Genomic DNA, 23,159 nt, shown 5'->3' with positions numbered 1-23,159 from the left:
GTCTCTCAAATGTTGCCGATGGCCGGCACCTGGCCCGGCGCCGGGGGGCCTTCGAGGCTCGCGAATGCTTCGTAGCTGCGGTACTTCTCGTTCACCACCGCTTGCGCCTGGCGCAGCAAATCATCCGCCTCTGTCGGCCGCAGCGCCTGCAGGGCACGGTAGCGTAGTTCGTTGTAGGCGTAGTCCTTGAGCGGGATCGTCGGGCGCGGCGAGTCGAGCCGGAACGGATTCTCGCCGATCGCACGCATCGCCGGATTGAAGCGGAACAGCGGCCAATAGCCGCTGGCAGTCGCAAGATCCTGTTGCTTCATGCCATAGCGCAGGTCGAAGCCATGCGCGATGCAGTGGCTGTAGGCGAGAATCAGGGATGGTCCCTGATAGGCTTCCGCCTCGCGGAAGGCGAGCAGCGTCTGTTGCGGATTGGCGCCCATGGCAACCTGCGCGACGTAGACGTTGCCATAGGCGATTGCCTGCAAGGCAAGGTCCTTGCGTGCCACGCGCTTGCCGGCAGCGGCGAACTTGGCGATCGCGCCGAGCGGCGTCGCTTTCGATGCCTGACCGCCGGTGTTGGAATAGACCTCCGTGTCGAGCACCAGCACATTCACGTCCCGGCTGCTCGCGAGCACATGGTCAAGCCCGCCGTAACCGATATCGTAGGCCCAGCCGTCGCCGCCCACGATCCAAATGCTCCGCCGCACGAGGTGATCGATGACGGAAAGCAGACTACGGGCCGTCTCGCTGCTCTTGGCCAGTTCCAGCAGTCTCGCCTTGAGATCGGCCACACGGATCCGTTGGGCACGGATCTCGGATTCCTGGATCTGCGGTGCAGTCAGGATCGTCGAGACCAGATCCTCGCCCAGGTCGGACACGAGTGATTTGAGATGCATGGTCGCAAGTTCGAATTGCTTGTCAGCCGCAAGGCGGAATCCGAGCCCGAACTCCGCATCGTCCTCGAACAGCGAATTCGACCAGGCTGGCCCACGGCCTTCGCCATTCTTGCTCCACGGCGTAACGGGAAGATTGGCACCGTAGATCGAAGAGCAGCCAGTCGCGTTGGCGACCATCATCCGATCGCCGAAAAGCTGAGAAAGGAGCCTCAGGTAAGGCGTTTCGCCGCAGCCGGCGCAAGCCCCGGAGAACTCGAACAAAGGCTCCAGGAACTGCACCCCGCGCACATTGGCGAAATCGACGCGCGCGCGATCGTTCACCGGAAGGGTCTCGAAGAAGGCGATATTCGCCCGTTCCGTCTCGATCAGCGGCGCTTTCGCTTCGAGGTTGATCGCCTTGATGCCCGGTTCGGTCGGGCTGTGTGCCGGGCATGCCTCGATGCAAACCCCGCATCCGGTGCAGTCCTCGACATAGAATTGCAGGCTGAAGCGGACATCCGGATAGCCGCGTGCGTTCACTGCCGCGGATTTGAAACTCTCGGGTGCCGTGCCGAGTTGGGCTTCGTCGTAGTACTTCGCGCGTATTACAGCATGCGGGCAGACGAAGCCGCACTGACCACACTGCACGCAGAGATCGGGCCGCCAGACCGGGACCTCGTCGGCGATGTTCCGCTTCTCCCAGGCCGCAGTTCCGGAGGGAAAGGTACCATCCACCGGCATCAGGCTCACCGGAATCGTATCCCCTTCGTCCTCGAACATCCGCGCCGTCACCTGCTGGACGAAATCCGGCGCGCTTGCAGGTACTGGGGGCGGCCGATCGAACATGCTAGTCACTTCGGCCGGAATCCGCACTTCGTGGAGCCTGGCGAGCGTATCTTCGACCGCCTGAAAGTTCCGGCGCACCACCTCCTCGCCCTTCGACCCATAGGTCTTGCGGATAGACGCCTTGATCTGCGCGATCGCCGTATCGCGTGGCAGCACGCCGGAGATTGCAAAGAAGCATGTCTGCAGCACCGTATTGGTGCGGGTCCTGAGACCAACCTCCTCGGCGACCTTGTTCGCGTCCACGACGAAGAACCGAAGCTTCTTGTCGATGATCTGCCTCTGGACAGAACGCGGCAGGTGCTCCCAGACTTCGTCAGGCCCGTAAGGGCTGTTCAGCAGGAAGGTCGCCTCGGGGGCTGCGGTCCGCAGTACGTCCACGCGGCGGAGGAACTGGAACTGATGGCAGCCAAGGAAATTGGCAGAGCCGATCAGATAGGGCGAGCGGATCGGGCGCGGACCGAAGCGCAGATGTGAGACGGTCTGGGCGCCGGACTTGTGCGAATCGTAAACGAAATAGGCTTGGGCATAGAGGCCCGCGTCTTCGGCGATTATCTTGGCACTGTTCTTGTTCGCGCCCACTGTGCCGTCCGCGCCGAGACCGTAGAACACGGCGCGGACAACATCCTCCGGCTCGATCGAATAGCCGGGATCGACCTCGAGATTCGTATGCGAGACATCGTCGATGATGCCGACGGTGAAGCCGTTCCGCGGCGCGGACTTCTTCATCTCGTCGAACACCGCCTTGGCCATCGCCGGGTTGAAATCCTTGGAGGAAAGTCCGTAGCGGCCGCCGATCACCTTCGGCATCGCGGATCGCCGGCCGTCCGAGAACGCCTGGGCGAGGGCCTCGACGACGTCAAGATACAGTGGCTCGCCAGGGGATCCCGGCTCCTTCGTGCGGTCAAGAACTGCGACCGCCCGGCACGTCCCAGGCAACGCCTCCAGCAAATGCGCAGCCGAGAATGGACGGAACAGGCGCACCTGCAGCACGCCGACTTTCTCGCCGCCCCGCCGCAAGGCCGCCGCAGTCTCACGCGCGACCTCAGCGCCCGAACCCATCAGGATGACGACGCGCTCCGCATCGGTCGGCCCTTCGTAATCGAAGAGGCGATATTGTCGGCCGGTCAGCGTCGCGAACTGGTCCATCGCCGCTTGTACGATGTCCGGCGTCTTCGTATAGAAAGGATTCACCGTCTCCCGCGCCTGGAAGAACGTATCCGGGTTCTGTGCCGTGCCGCGGATGAACGGGTGTTCGGGATTGAGCGCACGCGCGCGATGCGCACGCACCAATTCCTCATCGATCATGGAACGAATCTCGGAATCGCTAAGCAGGTCGAGCGTATTGATCTCGTGCGAGGTGCGGAACCCGTCGAAGAAATGCAGGAAGGGGACGCGTGCGCGAAGCGTTGCGGCCTCTGCAATCAGCGCCGCGTCGTGGGCCTCCTGCACGGAACCGGAAGAGAGGAGCGCGAAGCCCGTCGCACGCGTCGCCATTACGTCCGAGTGGTCGCCGAAGATCGAGAGAGCCTGCGTCGCGACCGAGCGGGCGGCGACGTGGAAAACGGTGGAGGTGAGCTCGCCCGCAATCTTGAACATGTTGGGGATCATCAACAGCAGGCCTTGGGACGCCGTGAAGGTCGTCGTCAGCGCGCCTGCCTGAAGCGAACCGTGCACGGCACCCGCAGCCCCGCCCTCGCTCTGCATCTCCTGAACGACGGGCAGGTTGCCCCAGATGTTCTTGATACCGTTCGCAGCCCATTCGTCGGCGAGTTCCGCCATGGTCGAAGAGGGCGTAATCGGGAAGATCGCACAGACTTCGTTGATTCGATATGCGACGTGAGCAACGGCCGTGTTGCCGTCCAAGGTGGCGACTTGCCTGTTGGTCATCTCACACATTCCTCACAGGTTCGGACACCATCTCGATTGCATGACAGGGGCACTGCTCGAAGCAAACCGCACAGCCCGTGCATTTGTCGTAGTCGTAGCGATAGCGGAGGCCCGGTCCGAGCTTGGTGATCGCCGCCTCCGGGCAGGCCGCGTAGCAGTTGTCGCACTCGAAGCAGTTGCCGCAGGAAAGGCAGCGCCTGGCCTCGTAGAGCGCCTCCCTTTCCGTGAAACCGCCGACGACCTCCTCGAACCCGCTCAGCCGGGCAGCGAGCGCGATACTTTTCTGCAGGCTGGGATCGGCATCGCTGTAAACCGGCAAATGCAGCATGTCGAACGAGACAAGCGGATGCTTTGCCGCCGGCTCGAAGCGCTGTCCGCGCAACCAGGCGTCAATATGCCGTGCCGCCCGCTTGCCATGGCCGACCGAGACAGTAACCGATTTCTCGCCCGGCACCATGTCCCCACCCGCGAAAATTCCAGGATGGCCCGTCATCATGTCCGGTCCCACTTCCACCGCATCGTCGGCCGTGAAGGCGATCCCGGGTACTTTGCGCAGGAAACGGCTGTCGGGCGATTGGCCCAGCGCGAGCACGACCGCATCAGCCGTCAGCGTCTCGAACTTGCCGGTCGGATGGGGCTTTCCGGCGGCATCGAGTTCCATCATCTCCACCGTCAGCTCAGGGCCCACGATCTCCTTGATCGTGGTCAGCCATTTGATCTTGATGCCTTCCTCGATCGCCTCGTCGGCCTCGAATTCATGAGCGGGCATATGCGCACGGTCACGCCGATAGACGATCAGCGCTTCATCCGCGCCGAGCCGCCTCAGGGTGCGTGCGGCATCCATGGCCGTGTTGCCTCCGCCGTAGACAATGACGCGCCGTCCAAGCAGCGGCTTTTCGCCCGAACGTACACCGTGGAGGAGAGAGACCGCATCGAGTACACGCACCGCATCGCGGGCCGGGATGTCCACATGCCGACCGACGCCGGCGCCGATTGCGATGAAGACGGCATCAAAATTCCCTGCCTTCTTCTCGGCAAGCAAGTCCTCGACCTTATGGTTGACGATGATCTTCACGCCCATCGCCTCGATGCGGCCGATCTCGCGCATGAGATCCGCGCGAGGCAACCGGTAGGCCGGGATGCCGAAATGCATCATGCCGCCGGCAAGCGGCCCGGCCTCATGGATTTCCACTGCATGGCCGAGACGTGCGAGGTGGTAGGCGGCAGAGAGTCCGCTCGGCCCGGCGCCGATGACGAGAATACGCTTACCGCTCGGCGGCATCGTTTTGAAGGTCCAGCCCTCCGCTGCGGCGAGATCGCCAAGGAAGCGCTCCACCGCATGGATGCTGACCGATGCATCGAGTTGCCCGCGATTGCAGGCCGTCTCGCATGGATGATAGCAGACCCTGCCGTGCACCGCCGGCATCGGATTGTCCGCAACCAATGTCTCCCAGGCCTCGCGATAGCGGCCGGCCTGCGCCAGGTCGAGCCAGGCCTGGATGTTCTCGCCGGCAGGACAGGCACCGTTGCAGGGAGGGAGAAGATCGACGTAGAGCGGCCGGCGTGTCCGGATCGGCCCGGTCCCTCGTTCGTGCGTCAGGTCGACGACGGGTGTCATGTCCTGCGGCTTGGTGCTCATGGGTGGCAGCTCCGTCGGTTTCAGGGGTACCAGCGCCCGAAGGCACAGGGCAGACCGCTTGGCTCAGCAGCAGCCGCCCTTGAACTTGCCCTTCTCGGGCTGGTAGCGCCTTCTCTGGTTTTCCCAATAGAACTCCTCGTAAGTCATGATCGGTTCTTCCGGGTGCGTGGTTCGGCGATGCTCGACATAAGTCTCATAGTCCGGAATACCGACCATGAGATGCGCTGTCCGGGCGGCGCATCGGCAGAAGTGATGGAACCGATCAATCATCGCCGCTTCCCGCCATCGCTTCGGCTCCACCGCCGATCTCCGTGGCAGTGCTTTTCGGCGTATGCATCGCCCTGGGGATTTCGATGATGGCATAAATGATCAAGATGATAACAAGCGCCACCGCGAGGGCTGCCAGGCCTGCATCGACATAGTCGTTGAAGATCACCCGGTTCATCTGAGCCAGCGTCTGCGCCGGCGCCAGCACTGTCTTGGTCGCGACCGCGCTGCTGAACTTCGCGGCATGGCTAAGAAAGCCGACCGCGGGATCCGGGCTGAACACCTTCTCCAAGCCGGCGGTCACGGTGCAGACCACCAGCCAAACTGTTGGCACGACAGTGATCCAAGCGAACCGCTCACGCTTCATCTTGAAGAGGACCACGGTGCACAGAATGAGCGCGATCGCGGCAAGCATCTGGTTGGTGGCGCCGAAAAGCGGCCACATGGTCCAGATGCCGCCATATGGATCGATTACGCCCTCGTAGAGCAGGTAGCCCCACAATACGCAGGCTATCCCGGAACCTATGACGTTGTTCCGCCACGACTTGGTGTCCTTGAACGCCGGGATCGCGTTGCCGATGTAGTCCTGGATCATGAAGCGGCAGATGCGCGTACCGGAGTCGACCGTCGTCAGGATGAACAGGGCCTCGAAGAGGATGGCGAAGTGGTACCAAATCCCCATCAATGCCTTGCCTCCCAGGAACTGCGAGAAGATGGTGGCCATGCCGACGGCGAGCGTCGGCGCGCCGCCCGTGCGCGAGAGAATGGTCGCCTCGCCGACATCGTGCGCGGTCTGTGTGAGGATATCCGGCGTCACGACGAAGCCCCAGTTCGAGATGACCTGGGCCGCATGATCGGCTGTTGTGCCGATCAGGCCGGCCGAGCTGTTCATCGCAAAATAGACGCCCGGATGAATCACGGAGGCACCGATCATCGCCATAATGGCGACAAAGGACTCCGTCAGCATTCCGCCATAGCCGATGAAAGCGATCTGGTTTTCGTTTTCAATCATCTTGGGTGTGGTACCGGATGAAACCAGCGCGTGCCAGCCTGAGACCGATCCGCAGGCTATGGTGATGAACAGGAAGGGGAACAGGCTACCCGCCCACACGGGTCCGGTGCCGTCGACATATTTCGTGAACGCGGCCATCTGCAGGTCCGGGCGGACGATGAGAATGCCTGCGGCAAGCAGCGCGAGCGCGCCCACCTTCATGAAGGTGGAGAGATAGGTGCGCGGCACCAGCAGGAGCCAAACGGGGATCACCGAGGCAACGAAGCCATAGCCGATGATGATCAGCGCCAGGCTGGGGCCCGAGAGTGTGAAGAAGGCGGCGATCGACGGTGTATCGGCGATGTTCCGACCGAAAATGATGGCTGCCAGGAGCAGGACAGCCCCGAGGACAGAGACCTCCGCAAGGCGGCCCGGCCTGAAGAACCGGTCGTAGAGCCCCATCAGCAGCGCGATCGGAATGGTCGAGAGCACCGCGAAGGTACCCCATGGACTGCCTTTCAGCGCGTTGACCACGACCAGCGCCAGCACGGCGATGATGATGACGCAGATCAGCAACACGCCGATGCCGCCTGCTGCACCGGCGATCGGCCCCATCTCCGATCGGATCATGTCGCCGAGCGACTTGCCGTCGCGGCGCGTCGACAGGAATAGAACGACCATGTCCTGCACGGAACCTGCGAACACCACGCCGGCCAAGATCCACAATGTGCCGGGCAGATAACCCATCTGGGCGGCGAGGACGGGCCCTACGAGCGGGCCGGCGCCGGCGATGGCTGCGAAATGGTGCCCAAATAGTTCGTAGCGATTGGTGGGCACATAATCGAGCCCGTCATTGTGCCGATAGGCAGGGGTCTGCCGTGCAGCATCAACGCCAAGGGCTCTCTTCGCTATGAAGAGGCCATAGAAGCGGTAGGAAATGAAATAAATACAGACCGCCGCTATAAGCAACCAAGCGGCGTTAACGGGCTCGCCATGCTTCAGCGCCACGATCGCCGAAGATATAACGCCGAGCACGATCACGCCCGCCCATAACAAGGTGGTTTTCATACCAGATGGCTTATCGGCAGCTTGGTCCACGGCCCGCCTCTCCCGAAAAAAACAAGGAAAATCTCGCTCGCAGAGGAACGTGGAAGCACCGCCGGCGATTTGCGTTGATGCAGATCAATGGGGCAGCTTTGATTTCGACGAAGCGGCAAAGCCGGTCCAAGCCCTCGAAGGCGGTGAGGGACCGGGTGTCGAAGCTGACCCCGGCGCTGGCCAAGACCCTACGCCGCCGTCGGCGCAGCAGGGTGGCACGCGGCCGCCTCGTGGCTGAGACGTATCTGAAGGTCCAGACCCGTCGGGTCTGAGCGAAACTTACGAGATGACTGCAGCTAGGGTGTTTTTCCGCTCAGCCAGCACCGTTGCCACCATGCCGGTGCGGGTCACGACGGACCGACACAACAGTCATCCGAGAGGATACCTGGCGATTTGGGCCTGCACGTACCGTCCCGGATCAGCCGCCACCTCAATAACAGCCAGAGCCGGATCACCGGGGCATCAAAGGCTGATACCGACCCATGCGCGGCTTCAAGTGAGCCGTTCAGCGGCACGATCCGTACCACGCAGGCGGGAACGCACAGCCGCTATCCTCGCTTCTTCCCCGGCGTGGCGACGCGGTGCTTCGTCGCCGGCGCTCGTTTCGTCTTAGAGATGGGCTTCGGGGGCGTCTTGCCGGCGCGCAGATCGGCGATCGTTGCGCGCGTGGTGATCTGCTCCGGATTCACCCGCAATTCTATCAGCGCCGGTTTCCCGCTCTCCACCGCTCGGCGGAACGCCGGTGTGAATTCGGTCGTTTCGGTTACAACCTCTCCGTGCCCGTTGAACGCCTCGATGAGGCGGGCAAAATCAGGATTGGTCAGCGCAGTGCCGGAGACGCGCCAGGGGTAGGCGCGTTCCTGGTGCATGCGGATGGTGCCGAACATCTGGTTGTTGAACACCATGACGATCGGTGCGACGCCGTGATGGAACGCCGTGGCGATTTCCTGCCCCGTCATCATGAAGCCGCCATCGCCGACCATGCTGATGACCATGCGGTCGGGGAACGCGATCTTGGCACCGATCGCCGCCGGCACGCTGTAGCCCATCGCACCGTTGGTGGGGCCGATATAGCGTTGGCCGTCGGAAAAATTCAGGAACCGCGTGGCCCAGCCGGCGAAGTTCCCGGCATCGGTGGTGACGATCGCATCCGGTGAAAGCAGACCCTCCAGCTCCCGCATCACGGTACCAAGGTTCAGCTTGCCCTGGTAGTTCGGCACCGCCCGCTGCGCCTCTCGCAACGACCGCAGTTCCCGCGTCCATTTCGTCCAAGCCGGTCTGACCGGCTCCAGCCCCGCCGCGGCGATCGCGAATGTATTGAGATCTGAAACGATACCGAGCGCAGTGCGGAAGACACGGCCAATTTCGGAACCATCGGGGAGAACTTGGATGATCGGCACGCTGCCCGCCATGTCCAGCAGCGTATAGCCCTGCGTCACAGCGTCCCCCAGGCGCGAGCCGATCGCCAGCAGTAGATCGGCCTCCTTGATTTTGCCGATCAGGCCGGGATCGGACCCGACGCCAAGGTCGCCCGCGAAGTTGTCGCGCGTGCCGTCGTAATGCGCTTGCCGGCGGAAGCCCACCGTCACCGGTATATCGTTCTCCAACAGCCAGCGATGCAGCGCCGCTCGGCCTTCCGGCGTCCAGCAGGACCCGCCGACGATCGCAACCGGCTTCTTCGCCTTCGCCAGCATCGCACGCATGCGCAGCATGGCGTCGGGATCGGGGAAGGCCTTGCTGACGGTGGCACGCGGCAGGTCGGGGACCTGGATCTGGTCCTTCTGCATCTCCTCCGACAGCGCGATCACCACCGGTCCCGGCCGGCCGGAGGTGGCGACGTCGACGGCGTGCGCGACGACTTCGGGAATACGCTTGGCATGATCGATCTGGGTCACCCATTTCGCCAGCGGCGCGAACATCTGCCGGTAGTCGACTTCCTGGAACGCGTCGCGGCCGGTGTCCTCGTGCGGAATCTGCCCGACGAACAGCAGCATGGGCGTGCTGTCCTGGAAGGCGACATGAACGCCGATCGCACCATGGCACGCGCCGGGACCGCGGGTCACCATGGCGGCCGCCGGCCGGCCGGTCAGCTTGCCGTACGCGTCCGCCATGTTCACCGCCCCCGCCTCGAACCGGCAGGTCACCAGCCGCAGCTTCTCCCGCTGGTCATAGAGGCCGTCTAGCGTGTCGAGGAAGCTTTCGCCCGGCACCTCGAACACCGTGTCGATGCCCTGCGCGACGAGAGCATCCGCTAGGACGCGGCCTCCGTGCCGGGTCGTCGCGCGTGTCCGTTGAGCCTTCGCAAGTTCCATCCGTCTTCCCCTTCGGCCGCCGATTCGCCGCCGGAATCACGATAAGCGACGACGGCGGCGGCGTCACGAGGGCGACCCAAAATGGCCGAGTGGCGAGGACGCACCCAGGCGGGCATAATGGCCGCGAACCAGGAGGACGGCGATGCGGGCAATCTTCGTGCAGATCAAGTGCGAGCTGGGCAAGGCCTATCTGGTCGCACGCGAGGCGGCCGACCGGATTCCCCAGATGTCGGAGCTGTACTCGACCTCGGGGGAATATGACCTGCTGGGAAAGTTCTACCTCGGGCCGGATGAGGATATCGGCCTGTTCGTGACGGAGCAGGTCCAGACCCTGCCTGGCGTGCGGGAGACGTATACGCTGATCACGTTCAACGCGTTCGGCGGCGCGGCAGGGGCGTAGCGCCGTTCACCCCGCCAACTCCCGCCTTACGATCGCGGCCCCGTCGGCCAGCGCGCGCAACTTCCCGAACGCCACGTCCGCCGGCAGATATTTCATCCCGCAATCCGGCGCCGGGACCAGCCGGTCCGCCGGAACGTATCGCAGCCCTGCCCGGATCCGTCCGGCAATCGTCTCCGCCGTCTCCACCGTCGCGTCGCCCAGGTCCAGCACGCCCAACATGATCGTCTTGCCCGAAAGGTCCCGCAGCACGCCCAGGTCCAGCCTGGGCTGCGCCGCCTCGATCGAGATCTGGTCCGCCGCCGTTCCCCCCAACTCTGCCAGGAACGAATACCCACTCGGCTTTTCCGACACGACGGCGGCGTAGCCGAAGCAGACATGCACGACGGTCGGTCCCTCGACCCCTGCGAGCGCGCGGTTGATCGCCCTGATGCCATACCGCTTCGCCGCCTCGGGCGCGGTTCGGACCCAGGGTTCGTCCAATTGCACCACGTCCACGCCCGTCGCCTTCAGCGCCTTCAACTCCGCGTTCACCGCGTCGGCGTAGGCCATCGCGAGCGCTTCCTCGTCCTTGTAGAACTCGTCCTTCACCTGGCGCGACAGGGTGAACGGCCCGGGCAGCGTGATCTTGGTCGCGTGCGAGGCATTGGCGAGCAGGAAGGCGGCATCCCGCGTTTCCACGTCGCGGACCCGGCGGATGGGACCGACGACGCGCGGCACCTTGGTGACCCGGCCAGTGCTGTTGACCAGGTCGCCCGGATTGTCGGCGTCGATGCCATCCAACGCGACGGCGAAGCGGTTGGAGTAGCTTTCCCGCCGAATCTCGCCGTCGGTCACGATGTCGATGCCGGCCTTCTCCATCGCCCGGATCGCCAGGACCGTGGCGTCGTCCTGCGCCTGCTCCAGCAGGTCCGGGACGACGCGCCACATGTCGTGGGCGTGCGCGCGCGGCACGCCGTGATGATGCAACGTCGCCCGGTCCACCAGCCAGTCCGGCTGGGGATAGCTGCCGACGACCGTCGTGGGTAGCAGCATCTGGGGGTAAGGCATGCGAACGTCCTCCGCCGGTCACCTTGCCATCGTGCCGGCGATCGAGGCAATCGGCGCCTATCGCAACTTCTTCTGCATCTGCACGATGCCGCCAAGGCAGACGGGGTCCCAATCTTCCTCGTCATAGCCTGAGTCCATGTAGAACCCGGCAGCTTCCGGCGTCGCGTAGACCACCGCCTGGCAACAGCCGAGGTCACGGACGAAGTCCTCGGCCTGCCGCAGCATCACGCGTCCATGGCCACAGCCCTGGCAGCTCGAATCGATCGCCACGAGACGCAGCGCGGCGGCATGCTCGCCAAGACGGTCGACCTGGATCGCACCGACCGGCAGGCTGCCGACGAACAGCACCAGGGGAAAGGAGTCGGGACTCTGATCAACTTCGGGCCGCGGCAGGTTGAACACGCGACGGCGGATCGCGTGGTAGGCCTGCCAATCCTCGGCCGTTTCCGGTCGGCGCAGGCAATAATCCGAGTGTTTCCGCGCTGCATTCGCAGACATGGGTCCTTGGTTCTCCCCGCGCCATCGCATGATCCGGCGCCCATCCACCCTAGGCTTCGTCGACCCGAAAAGCGAGGATCGCCACACGCTTTTCACATCGGTATGGAAGCTGCATGCAAGTTGTGTTCCTTTATCGCGCCGCAGCAAGGATTCCTGACCGATGCCTTTCGTCATCACTGTCGCGCAACAGAAAGGCGGCACCGGCAAGACGACGCTGGCGGCCAACCTCGCCGCATTGCTGGCGGCCACCCGCAAAGTCGCGCTGCTGGACATCGACCCCCAGCACAGCCTGACGCGCTGGCACGCATTGCGTCCGGCCTCGGCGGCGGCGCTGACGTTTTCCGACGTCTCCGGCTGGCGTCTGGCGGGTGAGCTCGACCGGTTGCGGGCGGCGCATGACGCGGTGGTGATCGACAGCCCGCCGCAGGTGGACACTGATGCGCGGCAAGCGATACGGGCAGCGGATATCGTTCTGATCCCGGTCCAGCCCAGTGCGCCGGACATCTGGGCGGCAGAGGGGACGCTGAAGCTGGCGGCGGCGGAAAAGCGCCGCGCGGCCATCGTGCTGAACCGCGTGCCGGCGTCGGGGAAGCTGAAGGACACGATGACGGCGCAGCTTGCCGAAGCGGCCGCACCCCTGCTGGCGGCGTCGATCGGCAACCGCACCGGCTTCGCCGCCGCCTTCGCTGACGGCCTGGGCGTCACCGAGGCCGCCCCTCGCTCGATCGCGTCGAATGAGCTACGTGCGCTGCTGACCGAGTTGCTGGAGTTGGTTGGATGACGATTTCGATGGCTCTGGAGGTGCTGAAGGTGCTGCACCTGCTGTGCGCGGTGCTGTGGGTGGGCGGTATGTTCTTCGCGTACGTGGTGCTGCGCCCGAGCCTGGCGGCGATCGAGGCAACGCCGCGGATGTTGGTGCATACGCAAGTTTTCCGACGGTTCTTCCTGGTGGTCTGGCATCTGATGCCGCTGCTGCTGATTACCGGCGGGGCAATGCTTTACCTGTGGGGTGGCCTGGCGAACCAGCCCTGGCCGGTCCACGCGATGGTCGGCCTCGGCGTACTGATGGCGGCCGTCTTCCTGGTCATCGTGTTCGGCCCCTACCGGCAGTTCCGGCGCACGACGAACCGCGACCGGATGGCAAGCAGCCTGAATTCGATCCGGCGGCTGATCGGGGTCAACCTGGTGCTGGGGCTGATCACGGTGATCGTCGGAGGGATGATCGGACGTTAGAGGGGCTTTGCCATCCCCGCCGGCCCTGGTTACGGTTCGCGCTTCGCGACACGAGGGCTCGACTGCATGGCATGGCGCATTGGTGTGGACTCCGGCGGCACGTTCACCGATGTCTGCCTGTTCGATGACGAAACGGGTTCCATCGCGGTCTGGAAAGTGCCATCCACACCCAGCGACCCGTCCCAGGGCATCGCCGACGGCGTGGCCCAGGGCGTAGAGCGGGTCGGCGCGACGCCCGCCGGCGTGGGCTATTTCGGCCACGGCACGACCGTCGCCACCAACGCGCTGATCCAGCACCGCGGCGCCCGCACCGGCCTGGTCACCACCGACGGTTTCCGCGACCTGCTGGAGATCGGCCGGCAGAAGCGTCCCGACCTTTATGACATCCAAGTCGACAAGCCCCCGACCCTGGTCAGCCGCGACCTGCGGCTGGAAGTGCCGGAGCGCGTCCGGCACGACGGCTCCGTGGAGGTGCCGCTCGACCGCGACGCCGTCCGCTCCGCTGTCCGCGCGTTGCGCGACGCCGGCGTCGAGGCGGTCGCCGTCTGCTTCCTGTACGGCTTCGTCTCCGAGGCTCATGAAGCCCAGGCTGCCCTTATCCTGGCCGAGGAATTCCCCGACGCCTTCGCGTCCGTCTCGCACCAGGTCGCGCCGGAGTTCCGCGAGTTCGAACGACTGTCGACCGCGGTCGTGAACGCGTATCTGGGACCGGTGATGCAGCGCTATATCCGCCGCCTCGCCGGCCGGCTGGCTGATCTGGGCCTGCGCGCGGCACCGCACCTGACGCAGTCGAATGGCGGCGTGATCAGCTTCGAGCAAGCTGCGAACCTGCCGGTCCGCACCGTCCTGTCCGGTCCGTCCACCGGCGTGGTGGGCGCGCGGGAGGTCTCGCGCCTGGCCGGTTTCCCCGACATCATCACCTTCGACATGGGCGGCACCAGCACCGACGTCGCGCTGCTGTCCGGCGGCGTGTGCCGGCTGTCGTCCGAGGCGACGGTGCACGGTTACCCGATCAAGGCACCGATGCTGGATATCCATACGGTCGGCGCCGGCGGTGGATCGATCGCCTATGTCGACAGCGGCGGCCTGCTGAAGGTCGGCCCACGCAGCGCCGGCGCCGATCCGGGACCGGTCTGCTATGGCCGCGGTACGACGGAGCCGACGGTGACCGACGCCAATGTCGTCCTCGGCGCGCTCAACCCGGATTTCCTGCTGGGCGGACGCATGGCAGTCCGCCGCGACCTCGCCCTGACCGCCATCGGCGACCTCGCCCGCATGCTGGGCCTGGGCGAGATGGAGACGGCGCAAGGCATCATCTCGGTCGTCACCGCGAACATGGCGCGGGCGATCCGGGTGATCTCGGTGCAACGCGGCTATGACCCGCGCGACTACACGCTGGTCGCCTTTGGTGGCGCCGGCCCGCTGCACGCCGCGCGGCTGGCGGCGGAGCTGGAGATCGGCCGGGTGCTGGTGCCGGTGTCTCCCGGCATCCTTTGCGCGATGGGGCTGCTGCTGACCGACTTGCGCACGGATTTCGCGCTGACCCGCCTGACCCTGCTGGACAAGGCGGCGGAACCGGTGCTGGCGGAGGCTTTCGCCACGCTGGAGCGCCGGGCGCAGGCCTGGTTCGAGGCAGAGGGCGTCAAGCCCGAGGATCGGCGGGTCATGCGCACCGTCGACGTGCGCTATGCCGGGCAGAACTACGAATTGCCGATCCCCCTGCCGGCGGACACGGCGGATCCCGTCGCCGCCTTGGCGGACGGTTTCGCGGCGGCGCATCAGCGGCAATACGGGTTCACCGCCGACGACGAGCCGGTGCAACTCGTCACCTTCCGCGTCGAAGCCTCCGCGATCGTCCCCAAGGCTCGGTTCACCCCGTCGGCCGAAGCGGGACCCGACCCGGCGGCGGCGCTGATCGGATACCGCTCCGTCTGGTTGCCGGAGGCCGGCGGCGCGGTGGAGACGCCCATCTATGACCGGACGCGACTGCGCCCCGGCAATTGCGTCCCCGGCCCGGCGATCGTCGAGCAGATGGACGCCACGACGGTCATCCTCCCCGGCTGGACGGCGCGCGTCGAACCCTATCTCAACCTGATCCTGGAGGCCGCGCCATGATCAATCCGATCACCATCGAGGTCATCGGCAGCGCGCTCTCCTCGATCGTCGAGGAAATGGGCGAGGCGCTGGTCCGCGCGTCGTATTCGACGAACATCAAGGAGCGGCGGGACTGTTCCACGGCACTGTTCGATCTTGAGGGCCGGACGCTGTGCCAGGCGGAACACATTCCGATGCACCTGGGCAGTTTCCTGGACCTGATCCCGCACATCATGAAGCGGCATCCGATCCAGGACATGCGTCCGGGCGATGTTTTCGTCGGCAACGATGCGTATGAAGGCGGCGGCACGCATCTGCCCGACATCGTGCTGGCGGAGCCGGTCTTCGTCGGCGGACAGATGGTCGCCTGGGCGGTGAACCTGGCGCACCATGCCGATTTCGCCGATCGGGGCCATGCCCATATCTACCAGGAGGGCTTGCGCATCCCGCCTATACGCCTGTATCGCGAAGGTGTGCTGACCCAGGACGTGATGGACTTGATCCTGCTCAACTGCCAGGTCCCCAGAGAGCGTCTGTCGGACTTCAGGGCGCAGATGGCCGCAAATCGCCTGGGAGTGCAACGACTCCAGGGACTGTGCGCCAAATACGGCCGCGAAACGGTCCTGCAGGCCGGGTCGGCGCTGATGGACTATGCCGAGCGCAAGATGCGCACGGGCATCGTCGCTATACCGGACGGGACATATCGTTTCCGCGATCGTTACGATTGCCCCGAGATCGATGGTGAGTTGGACCTGTCCTGCGAGATCACCGTCTCGGGCGATTCGATGCATCTTCATTTCGAAGCGCCACCCCAGGCTCGCGCCGGGCTCAACATGACCATGACAGCGCTATTGTCGACCGTGTATTACGCGGTGAAGACCGTGGTGGACCCGACTATCCTGCCGAATGCCGGCCTCGCGCGACCGCTGTCCGTCACCGCACCCGCAGGAACCGTGGTGAACTGCGTGCATCCCGCCGCCATCAACGGGCGGTTGTCGCTGTGCCAGCGCGTCGTCGACCTGATCTTCGGCGCATTGGCCATGGCAGTGCCCCGCCAGGTGACGGCGGCGTCGAACGGGGCGTGTTTCTCGATCACCTTCGCGGGCCACCAGCCGGGGGATAACGCGCTTTGGGTCTATCTCGAAACAATCGGCGGGGGATCGGGTGCGCGCTGGAACAAGGACGGGCTGGACGGCGTCCATGTGCATATGACCAACACATCCAACCTGCCGGTCGAGGCTTTGGAGCTGGAATATCCGCTGACCTTGATGCGGTATGAGTTGGTGAACGGATCGGGCGGCGCCGGTCAATATCGTGGCGGCATGGCGATCAGGCGGGTCTATCGTGCGGATCACGATTGCCATGTGCGTGTGGACGGGGCGCGCATCCTGTCGCGCCCCTGGGGACTCGATGGCGGGCTGCCGGGCGGGTACGCGTCGATCACATCGTCGGCCAACCTGAATCACGGCAATGCGATGCTGCGGCGCGGCGACCTGATCGCCGTGGTGACCGGAGGATCGGGCGGCTATGGACCGCCGTCGGAACGGAGCGCGGCGGCCGTGGCTCAGGACCTGCGGGAAGAGCGCATCGACGAGGAGACAGCCGGAACGACTTACGGCAACGCACGGGGAATTTGAAGCAGCAACGGGTATAGAGATGACGAATTGCTCATAATGATGCGCGGTTTGAAAACGAAGCGTAAAAGGCTTGCTCCTGCGGCAAGTTTCACGGCATCAAAGTTGGAATGAGCAATTTCGTCCGCGCATGACCCATTCGTCATGAACCCGCTTGCATGGCTCATCAGCTTCTTTTTGCCCGCCTGCGGCTTCGCCGGCGCACAGGGGCTGCCGGTGCCCCCGCCCATGGATGCGACCGCGATCGTTCGTCCAGCGACGCCCAACACGGCACTGGCAGGGCCGGAGAGCCTGAAGCCGATCCCGGACATCTTCGTTCCACCCTTCCCGGTCTCACCGGACCGGCTTTTCACCCTGATCCGAACAGTCGCCGCCAGCGAGCCGCGCACGTATGAAGCCGCGATCTATCCCGACCGGCGACAGGTGGATTATGTCGTGCGCAGCGCCGTGTTCAATTTTCCCGACCTGGTGATGGTCCAAGTCCTGCCGGAAGGGCAGGACGGCAGCGACCTGATCCTCTGGTCACGTAGCGTCTACGGCCATTCCGACCTCGGCGTGAACCATAAGCGCCTGATCACCTGGCTCGCCGCCTTGCGCGCCAGGCTGTCCCATTTCGGAGAGAAATGATCCCCCATGCGTGGTATTGGACCGTTCCTTAAGGACGCCTGGCAGCTCACCCGCCCGTACTTCGCCTCATCGGAGGAACGGTGGTCGGCGCGCGGCATCCTGGCCGCCATCGTCGCCATGAACCTGATGCTCGTCGGCCTGTCGGTGGTTCTGAGCTTCTGGCGGCGGGAGTTCTATAACGCCCTGCAGGACAAGGACTGGAAGGCGTTCATGGAGCTGCTGTTCGTGTATCGCCACACACCCAGCGGCTTCATGCCCGGATTCTGCGAGGTCGCTGCGATCTTCATCCTGCTGAGCGTCTATTCGGTCTACCTGAACCAGTTGTTGCAGATTCGCTGGCGCCGCTGGCTGACGCGGCAGTTCCTGCACGAATGGCTGGCCGACCGGGCCTATTACAACATCAGCCTGACCGCCGACCGGGAAGCGGTGGGCACCGACAACCCCGACCAGCGCATTTCAGAGGACCTGCGCGATTTCACCCGCATGGCGCTGACCCTGTCGCTGGACCTGCTGTCGAACATCGTGTCCCTGTTCAGCTTCATCGGTATCCTCTGGGGCCTGTCCGGCGCCGTCGAGGCGTTCGGCATCCCGATCCCCGGCTACATGGTCTGGGTGGCACTCGCTTATGCGCTGGTGGGCACGACCCTGACCCATCTGGTCGGCCGCCCGCTGACCATCCTGAACTTCCGCCAGCAGCGGGTAGAGGCCGATTTCCGTTACGCCCTGGTCCGCATCCGCGAGAACATGGAAGGCATCGCCCTGCACCGCGGGGAGCAGGAAGAGATCGTCACGCTGCGACAGCGCTTCGCCGAAGTGATCGCCAACTGGTGGCAGATCATGAACCGGACCAAGCTGCTGAACACGCTGACCAACGGCTATGCCCAGGTCGCTGTCATCTTCCCGGTCGTGGTTGCCGCGCCGCGTTATTTCGCCGGCTCCATGCAGCTGGGCGGGCTGATGCAGACGGTGGGTGCCTTCGGGTCGGTGCAAAGCTCGATGTCCTGGTTCGTCGACTCCTATGCGCAGCTCGCGCAATGGCGCGCCATTGTCGAACGTCTCGCGACCTTCCACCGTGCGATCGTCAAGGCTCGGGCGGAAAACCACGGCGGCTTCCAGGCCTCGGTCTCACCCGACGGCACACTGCGCCTGATCGATGTGACGATGACACTGCCGGACGGCACCAAGCTGCTGGAGGGCGCCGACCTGATGCTGACGCCCGGCCATTCGGTGGTGATCACGGGTCGTACAGGCTCCGGCAAGTCGACCTTGTTCCGCGTGATGGCCGGCATCTGGCCGTTCGGGCATGGCACAGTGGAAATTCCGGAAAACTCTTTCTTCCTGCCCCAGCGCCCGTACATCCCGCTCGGTTCCCTGCGGCACGTGATCACCTATCCGCATGCCGTCGAGGCGTTCACACATGAGGAGATCGTCCAGGCCCTGGTCGACGCCGGCCTGCCCAAGCTGTGCGAACGGGTGGGCGACGACGACAACTGGCCGATGCGCCTGTCGGGGGGTGAACAGCAACGCATTGCGGTGGCCCGAGCGCTGCTGGCGAAGCCGGACTGGATCTTCCTGGATGAGGCGACCGCCAGCCTCGATCCGAAGGCGGAGGAGGACGTTTACCGCATCCTGAGGACGCGCCTACCGAACGCGACCCTGGTCTCGATTGCTCATCGCCCCTCGGTCGCGGCGTTCCACGATGAACGCCTGGTCTTCCAGCGGGATGAGGGTAAGACCGGCACCCTGGTGACCAGCACGCCCGTTCCGGCAGCGGGAGAGTGACGTGACACAGTCGGAATCGCCGCCGCGCTTTGCGGACATCGCCGAACCGAAGCCGACGGCGGAGGGGTTGGCAGCGGCATATGCCAAGGTGAGCGCCGACCTGGACCGCGGCGACGTGCGTTCAGCGGTGGCGGCTTGGGAGCATTTGCGGCGCGCCTACGGCACCTGGTCGTCGCTGGTGCATCTGCGGTTCGCACAGAATACCGCCGATCCGGCCGCGAAAGCGGATCGCGACTACGCGGACATCCTGGCACCCGAGGCGACCGACCTGGAGAATGCTGTGAAGCGGCGCCTGCTGGCCGAACCCGACCAGCCAGGTCTTGCGCCTTTGGTCGGCGCGCACGCGCTACGGCTTTGGGAGTCCGACATCACCACGTTCGATCCGGCCATCAAACCCGACCTCGAGGAAGAGGCCCGACTCTCCGCGCGGTACACCGAACTCCTGGCATCGGCGAAGCTGTCGATCGAGGGGAAGACCGTGAACCTGGCGGGACTTGGCCCCTTTGCTGAACATCCGGATCGCGGCATCCGGCACGAGGCCGCGCGGGTCGGCTGGACGTTCTTCGAGACCCATGCGGCGGAGCTGGACGAAATCTATGACAAGCTCGTCGCCTTGCGGGACGGCATGGCGCGGAAGCTGGGCTATCCGAACTTCATTCCCCTAGGCTATCGGCTGCTGCGGCGCGTGGATTACGGCCCCGACGACGTCGCCCGCTACCGTCAGGAAGTGCTGCACCACGTCGTCCCCCTGGTCGGCCGGCTGCTGGAGGCGCGGCGGGCGGCCAATGGTTGGGACCGGCTGCGCTTCTGGGATGAGAACCTGATCGACCCGGCCGGCAATCCCAAGCCGATCGGCGATCACGACGTGCTGGTGGCGGCCGCGCAAGCCATGTTCGCGGGCATGGACAGTCGGCTCGCGGACTTCTACCGGTCGATGATCGATGGCGGCTTCACCGACTTGAAGAACCGGCCTGACAAGGCGGGGGGCGGGTTCTGCACGTCCTTCCCCAGCGTTGGGATGCCGTTCATCTTCGCTAATTTCAACGGCACCCATCACGACATCGGCGTGTTCACCCACGAGATGGGGCATGCGTTCCAGAACTGGGAAAGCCGCCATCAGCCGAACATCGATTACCTCTGGCCGACGATGGAGGCCGCGGAAATCAACTCGATGGGGCTGGAGTTCCTGACCTATCCGGGGATCGGCAAGCTGGTGGGCGAGGACGCAGCGGACCGTTTCCGCCGCATGCACCTGATCGGGGCGCTGGCATTCCTGCCCTATGGCGTGTGCGTCGATCATTTCCAGCACGAGGTCTATGCCAATCCCGGGGCATCGCCGGCCGAACGGCATGTGATCTGGCAGCGTTTGGAACGGAAGTACATGCCGTGGTCCGATTACGGCGACATCGCGTTCCTGAACAAAGGCGGCCGCTGGCAGGCGAAGCCGCATATCTACGGCTCGCCGTTCTACTACATCGACTACACCCTGGCGCAGTGCTGCGCGATGCAGTTCTGGGTGAAGTCGCGGCAGGATTATCGCGCGGCACTGGACGCCTATATCGCGCTGTGTGCCCGCGGCGGGTCCGCACCATTCCAGGACCTGGTGCGCGCGGCGGGTCTAGTGTCGCCATTCACCGAGGGGGCACTGGCGGACGTGGTTCGGGAGGCGGAAGCGTTTTTGGGCGGGTAAGCCCGCTACACCGTCTCACGCTGCCGCAGGTCGTTGTTCGTCCGATGGTCACCGGCCATCCAACGCGCCAACTCACTGTGGGCGTCGGCGCGGCGGATGGCATCAATGTCGCCAGCGTGCGGCGGGTCGACCGTGAATTCCGTGATCAGGCCGTCCGGGGACTCGCAGTACATCGACCGGCAATAGCCATGGTCGGTCTCGCGCACCGCCAGGCCCGCCGCCTTCACGCGGCCCAGGAGTTCATCATAGGTCCCGGCATCGACCTTGAAGGCGATGTGGTCAAAGCTGCGGATTTCCGCCGGTTTTTCGGCCTGGGTCTTGCGATAGACCTCGTCGTCGGCGAACGAGAAGAACGCCAGCGCGCCGCCGTCAGCCAGGGAGTAGAATGTGTGGCAGAACGCCACCTCCCGCCCGACCCAGGCATTGAAGTGCTTCTCGCACCAGGTTGCAGTCAGTGGGATGCCCAGGACATCTTCGAAGAACTGGCGATTCTTCTCCTGGTCGCGCACCACATAGGCGTGGTGGTGCAGCCGCTCCGGCCCTTTCGACAGCAGTCGGGTCATCATCGTCCTCCCTGATGTTCTTCGCCCCAGACTGCGCCTGCACGGGCGGCCTTGTCGAGCGCTTACGCCGCGGCGCGGGCGTCCTCCTGGATCATGTCGGAGGCCTTCTCGGCGATCATGATCGTCGGGGCGTTGGTGTTGCCAGCGGGGATCGTCGGCATCACCGAGGCGTCCACCACCCGCAGCCCGGGGATGCCGCGCACTTTCAGCCGCGGATCGACCACGGCCGCCGGGCCCTGGCCCATGCCGCAGGTCCCGACCGGATGCAAGTTGGATACGCCGCGTTCGCGTATGTCCGCCGCGATTTCCTCATCGGTCTGGACCGTCTTGCCGGGCGAGGTCTCCTCGACCAGCAGCGTCCGCATCGCGTCCTGCCGCACGATGTCGCGTGCGATGCGGACGCCGGCGATCATGGCACGCATATCGTTCTCGCTGCGCATGAAGTTGAAGCGGATTTCCGGTGGCGCGAACGGATCGGCGCTACGCAGTCGCACCGTTCCGCGCCCGTCCGGCGTCAGATGCACCGGACTGAGGGAAATGCCGGGGAACGGGTAGGAGACGATGCCCTGGGCGTTCCGTTCGACGACCGACCAGTTGGAGATGTTGATCTGCATGTCCGGCCGCTCGAGCCGCTTGTCGGTGCGGACCAGCGCGCCGACATACATGCCGTTGCCGGACATTGGTCCCGAGCGGAAGAAGACGTATCGGGCGCCGGCCGTCATACGCTCGATGAAGCTGTACGACAGGCCGTTCAGAGACAGATTGCGGGAGATACGATAGGTGCAATACGTATTGAAATGATCCTGCAGGTTCGAACCGACGCCCGGCAGGTCCTTGACGACCTCGATCCCCATGTCGCGCAGATGCTGCGCCGGACCGACGCCCGACAATTGCAGCAATTGCGGGGAACCGTAGGCGCCTCCCGAAACAACCACCTCCCGGCCGGCGTATGCCACTTGCTTCTGTCCCTTCACCATGAATTCGACGCCGTGTGCCCGCCCGTCCTTGAACAGGATACGGCTGGCATGGGCATGGGTCTGGACCGTCAAGTTGGGACGCTTCTTCGCGATGGTCAGATAGGCGGCCGCGGTGCTCCAGCGGCGCTTGTCTTTCGTCGTTGTCTGGTAATAGCCGCAACCTTCCTGTTTGGCGCCATTGAAATCCGGGTTGAACGGGATACCCGCCTGCTGGCATGCCTTCACGAGGACGCGGGCGATTTCCCAGTCATAGGGCTGGTTGGAGACTCGTAACGGGCCGCCGACGCCATGGAATTCGTCGGCACCGCGTTCGTTGTCCTCCGCCTTGCGGAAATAGGGCAGGACGGATTCGTAATCCCAGCCCTCATTGCCGAGCTGGCGCCATTGATCGTAATCGGCGGCGTTCCCGCGCATGTAGATCATGCCGTTGATCGAGCTGGTGCCGCCCAGCACCTTGCCGCGCGGCTGGTACATGGTGCGGTTATTCAGTTCCTTCTCCGGCTCGCTCTCAAAACGCCAGTTCAGCACCGGATGCGCGAAGGTCTTGGCATAGCCCATCGGGACGTGGATCCACCAGTTGGTGTCCGGCCCCCCGGCCTCCAGCAACAAAACTTTGTAGCGGCCGGATTCGGTGAGCCGCGCGGCCAGGACGCAGCCCGCCGATCCCGCGCCGGTGACGATGAAGTCGTATGTTGCCTCGGTCATTTC

17 protein-coding genes are annotated in these 23,159 nt (G+C 64.6%); 8 read left to right on the top strand and 9 right to left on the bottom strand.

What is annotated here, in order from left to right; genetic code table 11:
• Positions 1 to 5: 5 nt before the first annotated feature.
• The 5 genes from nifJ to VHB27_RS02605 form a co-directional block, all read right to left on the bottom strand.
• Complete coding sequence (nifJ, locus tag VHB27_RS02625; protein ID WP_408903961.1) at positions 6 to 3,608, bottom strand: pyruvate:ferredoxin (flavodoxin) oxidoreductase; 3,603 nt, start codon at positions 3,606 to 3,608, stop codon at positions 6 to 8.
• A complete protein-coding gene (locus VHB27_RS02620; RefSeq protein WP_325597368.1) occupies positions 3,601 to 5,238 on the bottom strand; it encodes an NAD(P)-binding protein in 1,638 nt (545 codons plus the stop codon). The genes nifJ and VHB27_RS02620 overlap by 8 nt, the downstream gene beginning before the upstream one ends.
• Before the next feature lie 63 nt (positions 5,239 to 5,301).
• Positions 5,302 to 5,508, bottom strand: a complete 207-nt coding sequence (locus VHB27_RS02615; RefSeq protein ID WP_325597367.1) for a YbdD/YjiX family protein — start codon at positions 5,506 to 5,508, stop codon at positions 5,302 to 5,304.
• Positions 5,501 to 7,594, bottom strand: coding sequence for a carbon starvation CstA family protein (locus VHB27_RS02610; RefSeq protein ID WP_325597366.1), 2,094 nt, complete (start codon positions 7,592 to 7,594; stop codon positions 5,501 to 5,503). The genes VHB27_RS02615 and VHB27_RS02610 overlap by 8 nt, the downstream gene beginning before the upstream one ends.
• A 548-nt stretch (positions 7,595 to 8,142) precedes the next feature.
• The gene (locus tag VHB27_RS02605) at positions 8,143 to 9,906 is read right to left on the bottom strand and encodes a thiamine pyrophosphate-dependent enzyme (RefSeq protein ID WP_325597365.1); all 1,764 of its coding nucleotides are present in this window, start codon (positions 9,904 to 9,906) and stop codon (positions 8,143 to 8,145) included.
• A 142-nt stretch (positions 9,907 to 10,048) separates the two neighbouring features.
• Between VHB27_RS02605 and VHB27_RS02600 the strand changes: the two genes are divergently transcribed.
• Positions 10,049 to 10,306, top strand: coding sequence for an Lrp/AsnC ligand binding domain-containing protein (locus VHB27_RS02600; protein ID WP_325597364.1), 258 nt, complete (start codon positions 10,049 to 10,051; stop codon positions 10,304 to 10,306).
• Between the two features lie 6 nt (positions 10,307 to 10,312).
• On the opposite strand, the gene VHB27_RS02595 is transcribed toward VHB27_RS02600, so the two are convergent.
• Together VHB27_RS02595 and VHB27_RS02590 are read right to left on the bottom strand one after the other, a co-directional pair.
• Positions 10,313 to 11,353 carry a 5-methyltetrahydropteroyltriglutamate--homocysteine methyltransferase gene (locus VHB27_RS02595; RefSeq protein ID WP_325597363.1) on the bottom strand — a complete coding sequence of 347 codons (1,041 nt, stop codon included), beginning with the start codon at positions 11,351 to 11,353 and terminating at the stop codon, positions 10,313 to 10,315.
• 57 nt (positions 11,354 to 11,410) lie between these two features.
• Positions 11,411 to 11,851: a GNAT family N-acetyltransferase gene (locus tag VHB27_RS02590; RefSeq protein WP_325597362.1), complete on the bottom strand. Its 441-nt coding sequence runs from the start codon at positions 11,849 to 11,851 to the stop codon at positions 11,411 to 11,413.
• Positions 11,852 to 12,011: 160 nt separating this feature from the next.
• Between VHB27_RS02590 and parA the strand changes: the two genes are divergently transcribed.
• From parA to VHB27_RS02555, 7 genes are all read left to right on the top strand, one after another.
• Positions 12,012 to 12,632, top strand: a complete 621-nt coding sequence (gene parA, locus VHB27_RS02585) for a ParA family partition ATPase (RefSeq protein ID WP_325597361.1) — start codon at positions 12,012 to 12,014, stop codon at positions 12,630 to 12,632.
• Positions 12,629 to 13,084, top strand: coding sequence for a CopD family protein (locus tag VHB27_RS02580; RefSeq protein WP_325597360.1), 456 nt, complete (start codon positions 12,629 to 12,631; stop codon positions 13,082 to 13,084). Before parA ends, VHB27_RS02580 begins: the two co-directional genes overlap by 4 nt.
• A gap of 66 nt (positions 13,085 to 13,150) precedes the next feature.
• Positions 13,151 to 15,199 (top strand): hydantoinase/oxoprolinase family protein, encoded by a 2,049-nt coding sequence (locus VHB27_RS02575; protein ID WP_325597359.1) that lies wholly within the window; start codon positions 13,151 to 13,153, stop codon positions 15,197 to 15,199.
• The gene (locus VHB27_RS02570; RefSeq protein ID WP_325597358.1) at positions 15,196 to 16,815 is read left to right on the top strand and encodes a hydantoinase B/oxoprolinase family protein; all 1,620 of its coding nucleotides are present in this window, start codon (positions 15,196 to 15,198) and stop codon (positions 16,813 to 16,815) included. The genes VHB27_RS02575 and VHB27_RS02570 overlap by 4 nt, the downstream gene beginning before the upstream one ends.
• A gap of 141 nt (positions 16,816 to 16,956) precedes the next feature.
• Positions 16,957 to 17,439 carry a DUF1499 domain-containing protein gene (locus VHB27_RS02565; RefSeq protein WP_325597357.1) on the top strand — a complete coding sequence of 161 codons (483 nt, stop codon included), beginning with the start codon at positions 16,957 to 16,959 and terminating at the stop codon, positions 17,437 to 17,439.
• Between the two features lie 6 nt (positions 17,440 to 17,445).
• Entirely contained in the window at positions 17,446 to 19,221 is a 1,776-nt protein-coding gene (locus VHB27_RS02560) for an ABC transporter ATP-binding protein/permease (RefSeq protein WP_325597356.1), read from the top strand.
• Between the two features lies 1 nt (position 19,222).
• Positions 19,223 to 20,911 (top strand): M3 family oligoendopeptidase, encoded by a 1,689-nt coding sequence (locus tag VHB27_RS02555; protein WP_325597355.1) that lies wholly within the window; start codon positions 19,223 to 19,225, stop codon positions 20,909 to 20,911.
• Positions 20,912 to 20,916: 5 nt separating this feature from the next.
• Here VHB27_RS02555 and VHB27_RS02550 read toward each other — a convergent pair whose 3' ends face one another.
• Both VHB27_RS02550 and VHB27_RS02545 read right to left on the bottom strand, forming a co-directional pair.
• Positions 20,917 to 21,474: a VOC family protein gene (locus VHB27_RS02550; protein ID WP_325597354.1), complete on the bottom strand. Its 558-nt coding sequence runs from the start codon at positions 21,472 to 21,474 to the stop codon at positions 20,917 to 20,919.
• A 62-nt stretch (positions 21,475 to 21,536) separates the two neighbouring features.
• Entirely contained in the window at positions 21,537 to 23,156 is a 1,620-nt protein-coding gene (locus VHB27_RS02545; RefSeq protein WP_325597353.1) for a GMC family oxidoreductase, read from the bottom strand.
• Positions 23,157 to 23,159: the final 3 nt, after the last annotated feature.

This window comes from Rhodopila sp. (assembly GCF_035548235.1).
GTDB lineage: Bacteria > Pseudomonadota > Alphaproteobacteria > Acetobacterales > Acetobacteraceae > Rhodopila.
This window is presented reverse-complemented; position numbering and strand designations above follow the sequence as displayed.